We start from the raw sequence: 11781 nt of genomic DNA, 5'->3' as shown, positions 1-11781 counted from the left end.
ATGGACCTTTTTAAAAAGTTTAATTCTAACAAAAAAAGGTAAAATAAATTTTTTGATTTAAAAAAATTTGTTAGAATTTATAAATTTGTTGAAGGCTTGCAATATGGATGAAAACGAAGTTAGGCAAAAGATTATTACACCAAGTTTACTTAGGGCTGGTTGGCGTGATGATGATATAAACGAAGAAAGGACCATGAGAAAACATGTGGAATTTACAAAGGGAAGAATGGTTTTTTTAAAAGATGAAGTTAAAAGGGTTGAAAATAAAAGATATGATTATTGTTTACGAAAACATGGCGTAAATCTTGCAATAATAGAGGCTAAAAGATATGATAAACGAGCAGAAGATGGAATTCAACAAGCTATAGAATATGCCTTTAAATTAGATATTAAGTTTGTATATGCTAGTAATGGGAAAAAATTTATAGAACATGATTGTTTTACTGGCAAAGAAAGAGAATTTAATATAGATGAATTTCCAAGTCCTGATGAACTTTATAATCGCTATATAGAAAATAAAAACATACCAAAAGAAAGATTAAAGCTACTTCAAACTCCTGGGTATTATGAAATAAATAACGATAGAAAAACAAGAGAGGAAAGGTATTATCAAGAAAATGCCGTAAATTTAAGTATAGAGGCTATAGCAAGGGGGCAAAATCGCCTTTTACTTGTAATGGCAACTGGAACTGGTAAGACCTATGTATCTTTTCAGATTGTTTATAGACTTTTTAAGGCAGGTATTGTAAAAAGGGTGCTTTATCTTGTAGATAGAAATACTTTAATTGACCAAACCATGCAAGGAGATTTTAATAAGGTCTTTAAAGATAAGATGACAAAAATAAAAAATAAAAAAATGAAATCAAATTATAATATTTATTTTGCACTTTATCAGCAATTTTTTTCTAATGATGATAATAAAATAGTAGAACATTATAAGCAATTTAAAGAAGATTTTTTTGATTTGATTATTATAGATGAGTGTCATAGGGGAAGTGCAAATGAAACTTCTATTTGGAGAGGCATAGTAGAGTATTTTAAACCTGCCATTCAATTAGGTATGACTGCTACTCCTAAATATAAAGAAAAAAAAGAGGATAATATTGATTATTTTGGCGAACCTATTTATGTTTATAGTCTTAAAAAAGGCATTGAAGACGGCTTTTTAGCACCATATAAGGTGGTAAGTTATAATAGTAATATTGACGATGGAATTGTTGTTAATGATAAAGAATATAAATTAAAAGATTTTGATAATAAGATTGAGATTAAGGATTATACTAGGCTTGTCGCACAAACTATAAGTAATTTTTTAAAATATACCCTTAAAGATAGATATGCAAAAACCATTGTATTTTGTGAAGATCAAGACCATGCTAATACAATGAGAAGAGAATTAATTAACGCTAATAGCGATGAAGTTAGCAGGGCTCAAGCACAAGAAAAGCATTATGTGCTTCGTATAACCTCGGTTGATAAAACAGGAAAAGAAAATCTTGATGATTTTGTAAGCACTGATAGTGTATATCCTGTTATAGTTACAACTTCTAGGCTTTTATCAACTGGCGTGGATACAAAGATGGTAAAGGTTATTGTTATAGCTAAAAATATAAACTCGGTTACTGAATTTAAACAAATTATAGGACGAGGCACTAGACTTTTAGAAGAAAAAGGAAAAAAGTATTTTACCATACTTGATTTTAAAAATAGTGTTGAAAATTTTAAGCAAGAAGGCTTTGACCCTACTGATTATCCAACTATACAAGGAAAATTAGGTGGTAGCATTAGTGGTGGTAAAGGAGGATATCCACCAATAATAATAGACCCACCAACACCACCCTTGCCACCTACTGAAAAAATAAGAATAAATGGGATCGATTGCTATATAATAAGAGAAAAACACCAACTTTTAGATAGTAATGGCAAACTAATAACTGATGATTTCATAGGGTATTCTAGGGAGAATTTAATCAAAAAATATCAAAGTTTGGAAGATTTTTTAAGGGATTGGAATGCTAATAAAAATAAAACTAAATTCTTTAAAATTCTTGAAGAAAATTTGATTTTTATTGAATATATAAAAGGATGTAAAGAATATAAGGAATATGATGAATTTGATATAATCCTTTCTCTTGCTTATGGAAAAAAACCTATTACAAGAAAAACAAGGGCTAAAAAATTGAATGATTTTATAAATACCTTTCAGTTAAATGCAAAAAGGGTGTTAGAAATATTACTTGAAAAATATGCACAACATGGCATAGTAGAAATAGAAAATCCAGCTGTGTTTCAAAATGAACCATTTAATGGTAATTTTGATGAAATTTTTTTGCCCTTTGGAGGAATAGAAAACTATAAAGAAGCTATAAATACGTTTAAAGAAAAACTATATCAATAAAGGAGAATATTATGGCGTTAAATATTAAAAAGATTCAAGATATTATGCGAAAGGATGCAGGCGTTAATGGGGATGCACAAAGAATGGAGCAAATTGTTTGGGTTTTATTTTTAAAGGTATATGATTTATATGAAAAAAAATGGAAAACAGAGGCGAATTTGCTAGATAAAAAATATACTTCTATAATACCTAATGAATTAGCTTGGGATAATTGGGCTAAATCTTATGAAATAGAAGGTGGTACAAAGTTTTTTATACAAACAAAAACTGGAGATGAGTTGCTAGAATTTATTAATAATAAACTCTTTCCAACACTTAAAAATATCAATTATTTAAATGGTGAAGCACCACTTCACCAAAGAATAGTAAAAAAAGCCTTTGAAGATACTAATAATTATATGAAAAATGGGACTTTATTAAGAGAAGTGATAGATATTATCGATGAGCTTGAATTTAAAAATAAAGATGATATGGCCAATCTTTCTTTAACCTATGAAACCTTTTTAAAAACCTTGCAAAGTGCAGGAAATGCTGGTGAATTTTATACGCCTAGGGCTGTCACTGAATTTGTCATAGATATGTTAAAACCACAAATTAAAGATAAAATAGCTGACCTAGCTTGTGGAACCGGAGGTTTTTTAATATCTGCTTATCATTATTTAGAAAGCAATAATAAATTAAGTGCAGCTGATAGAGATATTTTAAATAATAGTTTTTATGGTTGTGAAAAAAAATCTCTACCTTATATACTTTGTGCAACAGGATTTTTAATAAATGGTATAGAAAATCCAAACTTAGACCATAATAATGCCTTTAATACTGCTTTTGAAGACTTATGTAGTAAAGAACAATTTAATATAATAGCTATGAATCCACCTTATGGAGGAAGCGAAGGTTCTGAGATTAAAAATCTTTTTCCTAGTAAATTTAAGGCTAATGAAACGGCTGATTTATTTATGGTTCTTATCACTCAAAGATTAAAAGAAAATGGCAGGGCTGCTGTGGTTTTACCTGATGGTTTTTTATTTGGCAATGATAATATAAAAAAGAATATAAAAAAGCTACTTTTAGATGAATTTAATCTACATTTAATAGTACGACTTCCAAAAAGCGTTTTTGCACCTTATACTGGTATTACTACAAATATTTTATTTTTTGATAAATGTAAAAATGGAACGCAAAATACATATTTTTATCGCCTTGATATGCCAGAAGGGATTAAAAGTTTTGGTAAGACAAAGTCTATAAAATTAGAACATTTTAAGCCTTTTTATGAGTGGTATGAAAATGGTAAAAATGACATAATAGATAAAAAAAACAATTTTAAAGCAAAATCTTTTAGCAAAGATGAGCTTATACAAAGGGAATATAATTTTGATTTATGTGGTTTTATAAATGAAGAAGAAGAAGAAATTTTAAAGCCTTATGAGTTAATAGAACAAATAAAAAAAGAAAGGGATACACTCAATAACACTCTTGATTCTATAATGGATAAGATTAATAATATAGTCAATGAAAATAGCTAAATTAAGGATTTTCAAATTTTGAAAATCCTTAAAAAAAATTCATAAAAATTTTTTTAAATATAAACTCACTAAATCCAACCCACTTTAAAACCCATTCAAAAAAGCCTTAAATTTCTAAAAATACATAGTTTAAAGCAGTTAAAAATAAAATTTTTAAAGGACTTAAATTTATATTTTTGTCCTTATAAAAAGTATAAAAATACAAAAAAATTAACAAAATTCTTGACTTTTTAAAAGGTTTTTACTAAAATCACATTTTATTTTTAGTTAGTTCATACTAACAAGTTCTTTTTAAAGGAAAAATTATGGAAAGAATAAGGCTTAAGCTAAAAGCTTATGACCATCGAGTACTAGACAGAACAGTTGCAGCAATTGTAGAAGCTGTTAAGAGAACAGGTGCTGATATCAGAGGTCCAGTGCCTATGCCTACTAAGATTAAACGTTACACAGTTTTAAAATCTCCTCATATTAACAAAGATTCAAGAGAGCAGTTTGAGATAAGAATTCACGCACGTATGCTAGATATTATCGCAGCTACACCTGATACGGTTGATTCTTTAACTAAACTTGATTTAGCCCCTGAGGTTAATGTTGAAGTTAGGGCTATGGGAAAATAAGGATAAAAAATGGAATATATAGTAGAAAAAATAGGAATGAGTAGAACTATTAGCAATCCAAGTATCCCTGTAACCTTGCTAAAAATCGTAAAAGCAAAGGTATGTGAGCTTGACAATGACAGGGCTTTAGTGGCATTTGTTAAAGGCAAAGCAAATAATAAATGCATAGCTGGACAACAAAAAAAATACAATCTTAGCAAAGAATTTAATCGTTTTGTTGTTTTAGAAGTAGCAAATACCGAAGTTGGCGATTTAGATGTAAGTCCTTTAAATGAGGCTAAAATTTTAAAAATTAGCTTTAATTCTAAGGGTAGAGGTTATAGTGGCGTTATGAAAAGACACGGCTTTTCAGGTGGTCCAGCAAGTCATGGTAGTAGATTTCATAGAAGACATGGTTCTATTGGTAATAGAGAATGGCCAGGTCGCGTTCAACCAGGTATGAAAATGGCTGGACATTATGGCAATGTTAAAATAAGCGTAAAAAACGAAGTTATATCTTATGACGCAGAAAATCAAATTCTAGTAGTTAAAGGCTCAGTTCCTGGATATAACGGTGCAATAGGCAGGATAAGGATTGCAAAATGAGTAAGGTTAGTGTTTTAAACGACAATTTTGAAAAGGTAAGTGAATTTGATTTACCTGAAAGATATTCGCAAATAAATTCACATAATCTTTATTTGTATGTAAAATCTTATCTTTCAGCTTGTAGGGCAAATATAGCACATACAAAAAGTAGAAGTGAAGTAAGTGGAGGTGGTAAAAAGCCTTGGAGACAAAAGGGTCGTGGTGGTGCAAGGGCTGGTTCAACTCGTACAAATGTATGGGTAGGAGGTGCAGTTGCGTTTGGACCTAAAAATAATAGAAATTTCTATCAAAAAGTTAATAAAAAACAAAAAAGATTAGCATTAGAAAGAGCCCTTGAAGATAAGGCAGCAAAGGGTGCACTTTTTGTTGTAGATAACATAAATATCGAAAGTGGCAAGACAAAGGATGCTAGTAATTTAGTTAAAAAACTTGGCTTTAAAGATGTTTTGATTGTCAAAGATTTGCTTGATGATAAAACCTTTCTTGCGTTTAGAAATTTAGCAAGTGCTTATGCAGTTGATATAAGTGAGATTAATGCTTATTTAATTTCTGTATTTAATGCTGTGCTTATTGAAAAATCCGCATTAGAATCTATAACAAAGGATAATTAATGGCAGATATTACTGATATTAAAACTATACTTTACACTGAAAAAAGTTTAAAATTGCAAGAAAGTGGAGTTGTAGTTATACAAACTTCGCCAAAAATGACAAAAACAGGCTTAAAAGCCGTTTTAAAAGAATATTTTGGTGTAACTCCTCAAAGCATAAATTCTTTAAAGATGAGTGGAAAGATTAAACGATTTCGTGGACGCGTAGGTCAAAGAAATGACTATAAAAAATTCTATGTAAAGCTACCAGAAGGCGTTAGCTTAGAAAATACGGAGGCTTAATATGGCAATTAAAACTTATAAACCTTACACCCCAAGTAGAAGATATATAACAGGGTTAAGCTCAGATGACATAACAGCAAAGCCTAGCGTTCGTTCTTTACTAGTTAAACTTCCAGCCCATGCAGGTAGAAATAGCTATGGACGCATTACAAGTCGCCATAAACAAGCAGGAGCTAAGAAACTTTATAGAATTATTGATTTTAAACGTCGTAAATTTGGCATTGAAGGCAAGGTTGAAAGCATAGAATATGACCCATATAGAAACTGCAGAATCGCCCTTATTGCCTATAAAGATGGGGAAAAAAGATATATTATCCAACCTCGTGGCTTAAAAGTAGGCGATAAAGTTGCTTCAGCAGAAAGTGGACTTGATATAAAACCGGGTAATGCAATGAAACTTAAAAGTATACCAGTAGGTACTATAGTTCATAATATAGAGTTAAAGCCGGGCAAAGGTGGACAAATGATTCGCTCAGCCGGTGCATACGCACAACTCATGGGTAAAGAAGAAAAATATGTTATCTTAAGACTTGCAAGTGGTGAAATGAGACAGGTTTTAGCAGAATGCATGGCTAGTATAGGTGAAGTAGGGAACGAAGAATGGGCAAATATTAGCATAGGAAAAGCTGGTAGAAATAGATACCTAGGAATTCGCCCTCAAACAAGAGGTAGTGCTATGAACCCAGTAGACCATCCACATGGTGGTGGTGAGGGTAAGAAAAATTCAGGTCGTCATCCTGTAACACCTTGGGGTAAACCAACTAAGGGCGCAAAAACTCGTCGCAAAAAAGCAAGTGATAGATTAATAATTTCAAGAAGAAAAGGAAAATAAAATGGCTAGGTCGCTTAAAAAAGGTCCTTTCGTAGATGAACATGTTATGAAAAAGGTAGCACAGGCGAAAAAGGCAAATGATAATAAGCCTATTAAAACCTGGTCAAGACGTAGTACTATCATACCTGATATGATAGGCTTAACCTTTAATGTTCACAATGGTAAGAGTTTTATCCCTGTGTATATTACTGAAAATCATATAGGGTATAAATTAGGTGAATTTGCACCAACACGCACTTTTAAAGGCCACAAGGGCTCAGTGCAAAAGAAAATAGGCAAATAGGAGAGTATTATGAGTAAGGCTTTGATTAAATTCATAAGATTATCTCCTACAAAGGCAAGGCTTATAGCAAGAGAAGTACAAGGTATGAATGCCGAACTTGCTATGGCTAGTTTAAAATTTATGCCAAATAAGGGTGCAAAATACATAGCAAATGCAATCTCAAGTGCCGTTGCAAATGGTGGCTTTGAGGCAAATGAAGTGATAGTAAAAAGTTGCCGTGTTGATGCAGCTTCTGTGTTAAGAAGATTTAGACCAAGGGCTAGAGGAAGTGCAAGTCGCATTAGAAAACCTACTTCACATATCTTAGTAGAGGTTGAAAAAAGCGAAGAAAAGACTAAAAAAACTAAGTCAAGCACTAAAGCGAGTAAAAAGGAAAATTAATGGGACAAAAAGTAAATCCGATTGGTTTAAGATTAGGAATCAACAGAAATTGGGAATCAAGATGGTTTCCAACTAAGGCGAATTTATCAGAAAATATAGGTGAAGATTATAAGATTAGGGCTTTTTTAAAGAAAAAGCTTTATTATGCAGGAATTAGCCAAATTTTAGTAGAAAGAACAGCTAAAAAATTACGCGTTACAGTAGTAGCTGCAAGACCTGGGATTATAATAGGCAAAAAGGGTAGCGATGTTGATAATCTAAGACAAGAGTTACAAAAACTCATAGGAAAAGATGTAAATATCAATATAAAAGAAGAAAGAAAGGCTGGTTCTTCTGCCCAACTTGCTGCTGAAAGCGTAGCCACTCAACTTGAAAAAAGAATAGCATTTAGAAGGGCTATGAAAAAGGTTATCCAAGGGGCTCAAAAGGCTGGTGCAAAGGGTATTAAGGTATCTGTTTCTGGTCGTTTAGGTGGGGCTGAAATGGCTAGAACTGAATGGTATTTAGAAGGACGCGTTCCTTTGCATACTTTAAGGGCTAAGATTGATTATGGTTTTGCTGAGGCTAGGACAACTTATGGAAATATAGGTGTTAAGGTATGGATTTTTAAAGGCGAGGTTCTACAAAAAGGCGTTCAAGCTGATAAAAATGAAGAAGTAACTCCTGCTAAAAAAACAAGACGTACTAGAAGGAGTAAATAATCATGTTAATGCCAAAAAGAACAAAATATCGTAAAATGATGAAGGGTCGCAATAGAGGCTATGCTAATAGAGGGACTGAATTTACCTTTGGTGATTATGCTTTAAAAGCTACTGAAGCAGGTCGTATAAATTCTCGTCAAATAGAAGCAGCTCGTATTGCATTAACGCGTTTTGTAAAAAGACAAGGTAAAACCTGGATTAGAGTTTTCCCTGATAAACCTTTGACAAAAAAGCCTCTTGAAACTCGTATGGGTAAAGGTAAAGGTGGCGTTGAAGAATGGGTTATGAATATAAGACCAGGTCGCATTATATATGAAATGGCAGGTGTTAGCGAAGAAATGGCAAAAGAGGCCTTAACTTTAGCTATGCATAAACTACCATTTAAGACTAAATTTGTTACAAGAGAGAGTCAAAATGAAATTTACTGAGCTTAAAGACAAAAATAAAGACGAGTTAAATGAGATGCTAAAAGAAAAAAAGTTGCTTTTATTTACTTTAAAACAAAAGCTAAAAACAATGCAACTTACTAATCCAAAAGAGATTGGTCAAGTTAAAAAAGATATTGCTAGAATTAATACAGCAATCAGTGCTTTAAAACAAGGATAAATTATGGCATTAAAAAGAGAAATTCAAGGTGTTGTAGTTCAAATTTCTGGAAACAAAACAGCAAATATCTTAGCAGAAAGAAAGGTTGTTCATCCTAGATATAGAAAGATTGTAAAACGTTTTAAAAAATATCTTATTCACGATGAAAAAAACGAGCTAAAAGTAGGCGATGTCGCTGTTGCGATTGAGTGTCGTCCTATTTCAAAAAGAAAGGCCTTTCGTTTAAAAGCTGTATTATCTACAGGAGTTGAGTAATGATTCAAAGTTTTACAAGACTTGCAGTCGCTGATAATAGTGGCGCAAAGGAACTTATGTGTATAAAGGTTTTAGGTGGTAGTAAAAGAAGATATGCTACCATAGGTGATGTTATCGTAGCTTCTGTAAAAAAGGCTTTGCCAAATGGTAAGGTTAAAAAGGGGCAAGTTGTAAAGGCAGTTATTGTAAGAACAAAAAAAGAAATTCATAGAGATAATGGGTCTTTGATTCGTTTTGATGAAAATGCTGCTGTTATACTTGATAATAAAAGAGAGCCTATTGGAACTCGTATTTTTGGTCCTATAGGTCGTGAGGTTAGATATGGTGGTTTTATGAAAATCGTTTCACTTGCACCGGAGGTATTATAATGGCTAAGTTAAAAATCAAAAAAGGTGATAGCGTTAAAATTATCGCTGGTGATGACAAGGGCAAGGAAGGTAAGGTTTTAGCAGTGTACCCAAAGACTTTAAAGGTAGTTGTTGAGGGTTGTAAACTTGCTAAAAAAGCAGTAAAGCCTAATGATAAAAATCCAAATGGTGGTTTTATTAATAAAGAAATGCCTATGGATATTTCTAATGTGGCAAAGGTTTAGATTATGAGATTAAAAGAAAAATATAATCAAAGCATAAAGGCTGCTTTGGCTAAGGAATTTGATATTAAAAATCCTATGTTAATCCCTGCTATCGAAAAGCTTGTTATTAGCGTAGGTGCTGGTGAGCTTGCAAAGGACCAAAAGGTTTTGCAAAATGTATCTGATACTATATCTTTAATCGCTGGTCAAAAGGCTGTTATTACCAAGGCTAAAAAATCAGTTGCTGGTTTTAAGGTGAGAGATGGCTTTCCTGTTGGCGTAATGGTTACACTAAGAAAGGATAATATGTTTGCCTTTTTAGATAAATTAATTTCTATAGCCTTGCCTAGGGTAAAGGATTTTAGAGGTTTATCAAGAGATGGTTTTGATGGAAGGGGCAATTATAATTTTGGGCTTGATGAGCAGTTAATGTTCCCAGAAGTTGAGTATGATAAAATTTTAAGAACTCATGGAATGAACATTTCTATCGTTACCACTGCACAAAATGACAAAGAAGCACAAAAATTATTAGAACTCATAGGAGTACCATTCGCAAAAGGAAGACAAAATGGCTAAAAAATCAATGATTGCAAAGGCGGCTAGAAAACCTAAATTTAAAGTTAGAGGCTATACAAGATGTCAAATTTGCGGACGTCCACATTCAGTATATCAAGATTTTGGAATTTGTAGGGTTTGCCTTAGAAAAATGGGCAATGAAGGCTTAATTCCTGGTCTTAAAAAAGCAAGCTGGTAAAAGGATAAATTATGATGAATGATATTATTTCAGATTCACTTACTCGTATTAGAAATGCAAGTTTAAGAAGACTTGAAACTACTAAACTTTTACATTCTAAGGTTGTGGAAGCTTTAGTTGGCATTTTTCAAACAAAGGGCTATATTGAAAGTTTTTCTGTAATAGAAGAAGATAAAAAGAAATTTATTAGCGTTGTTTTAAAATACGATGAAAAAGGCAAAAGCGTTATTAATGAGATTAAAAGAATTTCAAAGCCTGGTCGTCGCGTTTATAAGGGTAAGGAAGATATTAAAAGATTTAAAAATGGTTATGGTACTATCGTAGTTAGCACAAGTCATGGCGTTTTGGCAAATGATGAAGCGTTTAAGGCTGGTGTTGGTGGCGAAATTTTATGTACCATTTGGTAAGATAATGCTTTTTATGGCATTGGGTATTTTTAAGATATCCTAGACAAGTAAAAAGGAAAAAAATGTCTCGTATAGGAAAACAACCCATAAATATTCCTTCTGGGGTTGAAGTAAAATTAGAAGGAACCTTGCTTAAATTTAAAAAAGGGAATTTAGCAAAAGAATTAGACACAAAGGCTAATGTAAATGTTGAGTTAAAAGATGGCAATACGCTTATTTTTACTTCAAAAGGAGATGATAGGCAAAGTAGGGCTTATTGGGGAACTTATAGGGCATTAGCTTATAATGTAGTTATTGGTTTAACTCAAGGTTTTTCAAAAACACTTGAAATAAATGGGGTTGGTTACAAGGCTACTTTAAAAGGTAAAATTTTAGAATTAAGTCTTGGTTTTTCACACCCTATAAATTTTGCTATACCTGAGGGTATTGAGATTGTAGTTGATAAAAATAATGTTATTGTAAAGGGAAGTGATAAACAAGTAGTAGGACAAGTTGCTGCTCAAATCCGTGAATTTAGACCACCTGAGCCGTATAAAGGAAAAGGCGTTAAATATGCTGATGAACGCATTATACGCAAAGCTGGTAAGACATCTAAAAAGTAAGGATAGATAATGAGAGCAAATGTATTAAAAAGAAAATTAAATTTGAAAATTAAGAGAAAAAAACGAATTCGTGCGAAAATTTCAGGTTGTGATACCACTCCTAGAATTTCTGTATTTAAATCTAATAGAACTCTTTATATTCAAGCAATAGATGATACAAAGGCCATTACTTTAGCTGCTGTTGATGGTAAAAAAGTTGGAGTTAAGGCAAATAAAGAAGGTGCTAAAAAAATAGCTAGTGAGTTTGCAAAAATTTTAAAAGACAAAAAGATAGAAAAGGCTATTTTTGATAGAAATGGTTATGTATATCATGGTGTTATTGCAACCTTGGCTGATTCTTTAAGAGAAAATGGCATTAGGCTATAAGGAGA

At 32.0% G+C, this 11781-nt stretch carries 20 protein-coding genes; all 20 read left to right on the top strand.

What is annotated here, in order from left to right; genetic code table 11:
* Positions 1 to 103: 103 nt before the first annotated feature.
* The 20 genes from hsdR (at position 104) to rplR (ending at position 11776) form a co-directional block, all read left to right on the top strand.
* Complete coding sequence (gene hsdR, locus FMM56_RS01775; protein WP_150207606.1) at positions 104 to 2398, top strand: EcoAI/FtnUII family type I restriction enzme subunit R; 2295 nt, start codon at positions 104 to 106, stop codon at positions 2396 to 2398.
* Positions 2399 to 2409: 11 nt separating this feature from the next.
* Positions 2410 to 3924, top strand: a complete 1515-nt coding sequence (locus tag FMM56_RS01770) for a class I SAM-dependent DNA methyltransferase (RefSeq protein ID WP_150207604.1) — start codon at positions 2410 to 2412, stop codon at positions 3922 to 3924.
* A gap of 305 nt (positions 3925 to 4229) precedes the next feature.
* Complete coding sequence (rpsJ, locus tag FMM56_RS01765) at positions 4230 to 4541, top strand: 30S ribosomal protein S10 (protein WP_150141380.1); 312 nt, start codon at positions 4230 to 4232, stop codon at positions 4539 to 4541.
* A 9-nt stretch (positions 4542 to 4550) separates the two neighbouring features.
* Positions 4551 to 5126 (top strand): 50S ribosomal protein L3, encoded by a 576-nt coding sequence (rplC, locus tag FMM56_RS01760; RefSeq protein ID WP_150180360.1) that lies wholly within the window; start codon positions 4551 to 4553, stop codon positions 5124 to 5126.
* On the top strand, positions 5123 to 5737 hold the full coding sequence (gene rplD, locus FMM56_RS01755; RefSeq protein ID WP_150141377.1) for a 50S ribosomal protein L4: 615 nt from the start codon (positions 5123 to 5125) through the stop codon (positions 5735 to 5737). The genes rplC and rplD overlap by 4 nt, the downstream gene beginning before the upstream one ends.
* Positions 5737 to 6018: a 50S ribosomal protein L23 gene (locus FMM56_RS01750; RefSeq protein WP_150141375.1), complete on the top strand. Its 282-nt coding sequence runs from the start codon at positions 5737 to 5739 to the stop codon at positions 6016 to 6018. The genes rplD and FMM56_RS01750 overlap by 1 nt, the downstream gene beginning before the upstream one ends.
* Position 6019: 1 nt before the next feature.
* On the top strand, positions 6020 to 6850 hold the full coding sequence (gene rplB, locus FMM56_RS01745) for a 50S ribosomal protein L2 (RefSeq protein ID WP_150141374.1): 831 nt from the start codon (positions 6020 to 6022) through the stop codon (positions 6848 to 6850).
* Position 6851: 1 nt separating this feature from the next.
* The gene (gene rpsS / locus FMM56_RS01740; protein ID WP_150141372.1) at positions 6852 to 7133 is read left to right on the top strand and encodes a 30S ribosomal protein S19; all 282 of its coding nucleotides are present in this window, start codon (positions 6852 to 6854) and stop codon (positions 7131 to 7133) included.
* A gap of 9 nt (positions 7134 to 7142) precedes the next feature.
* Positions 7143 to 7514 (top strand): 50S ribosomal protein L22, encoded by a 372-nt coding sequence (rplV, locus tag FMM56_RS01735; protein ID WP_150141370.1) that lies wholly within the window; start codon positions 7143 to 7145, stop codon positions 7512 to 7514.
* The gene (gene rpsC, locus FMM56_RS01730; protein WP_150151443.1) at positions 7514 to 8215 is read left to right on the top strand and encodes a 30S ribosomal protein S3; all 702 of its coding nucleotides are present in this window, start codon (positions 7514 to 7516) and stop codon (positions 8213 to 8215) included. The genes rplV and rpsC overlap by 1 nt, the downstream gene beginning before the upstream one ends.
* A 2-nt stretch (positions 8216 to 8217) precedes the next feature.
* The gene (rplP, locus tag FMM56_RS01725) at positions 8218 to 8643 is read left to right on the top strand and encodes a 50S ribosomal protein L16 (RefSeq protein WP_150151446.1); all 426 of its coding nucleotides are present in this window, start codon (positions 8218 to 8220) and stop codon (positions 8641 to 8643) included.
* Entirely contained in the window at positions 8630 to 8821 is a 192-nt protein-coding gene (gene rpmC / locus FMM56_RS01720) for a 50S ribosomal protein L29 (RefSeq protein ID WP_150141365.1), read from the top strand. The genes rplP and rpmC overlap by 14 nt, the downstream gene beginning before the upstream one ends.
* A 3-nt stretch (positions 8822 to 8824) precedes the next feature.
* A complete protein-coding gene (gene rpsQ / locus FMM56_RS01715) occupies positions 8825 to 9076 on the top strand; it encodes a 30S ribosomal protein S17 (protein ID WP_150141363.1) in 252 nt (83 codons plus the stop codon).
* Entirely contained in the window at positions 9076 to 9444 is a 369-nt protein-coding gene (rplN, locus tag FMM56_RS01710) for a 50S ribosomal protein L14 (protein ID WP_150141361.1), read from the top strand. The genes rpsQ and rplN overlap by 1 nt, the downstream gene beginning before the upstream one ends.
* Positions 9441 to 9668 (top strand): 50S ribosomal protein L24, encoded by a 228-nt coding sequence (gene rplX / locus FMM56_RS01705; RefSeq protein ID WP_150141359.1) that lies wholly within the window; start codon positions 9441 to 9443, stop codon positions 9666 to 9668. Before rplN ends, rplX begins: the two co-directional genes overlap by 4 nt.
* Positions 9669 to 10223, top strand: a complete 555-nt coding sequence (gene rplE, locus FMM56_RS01700; protein ID WP_150151449.1) for a 50S ribosomal protein L5 — start codon at positions 9669 to 9671, stop codon at positions 10221 to 10223.
* A complete protein-coding gene (locus FMM56_RS01695) occupies positions 10216 to 10401 on the top strand; it encodes a type Z 30S ribosomal protein S14 (protein ID WP_150141356.1) in 186 nt (61 codons plus the stop codon). Before rplE ends, FMM56_RS01695 begins: the two co-directional genes overlap by 8 nt.
* Before the next feature lie 11 nt (positions 10402 to 10412).
* Complete coding sequence (gene rpsH, locus FMM56_RS01690; RefSeq protein WP_150141354.1) at positions 10413 to 10808, top strand: 30S ribosomal protein S8; 396 nt, start codon at positions 10413 to 10415, stop codon at positions 10806 to 10808.
* 62 nt (positions 10809 to 10870) lie between these two features.
* The gene (gene rplF, locus FMM56_RS01685) at positions 10871 to 11410 is read left to right on the top strand and encodes a 50S ribosomal protein L6 (protein WP_150141353.1); all 540 of its coding nucleotides are present in this window, start codon (positions 10871 to 10873) and stop codon (positions 11408 to 11410) included.
* Positions 11411 to 11419: 9 nt separating this feature from the next.
* Positions 11420 to 11776, top strand: a complete 357-nt coding sequence (gene rplR / locus FMM56_RS01680) for a 50S ribosomal protein L18 (protein WP_150141351.1) — start codon at positions 11420 to 11422, stop codon at positions 11774 to 11776.
* Positions 11777 to 11781 lie beyond the last annotated feature (5 nt).

Origin of the sequence: Campylobacter sp. LR264d, assembly GCF_008633895.1 — a bacterium.
GTDB lineage: Bacteria > Campylobacterota > Campylobacteria > Campylobacterales > Campylobacteraceae > Campylobacter_D.
The sequence above is the reverse complement of the archived record's forward strand: the minus strand, read 5'-3'. Positions and strand labels throughout refer to the sequence as shown.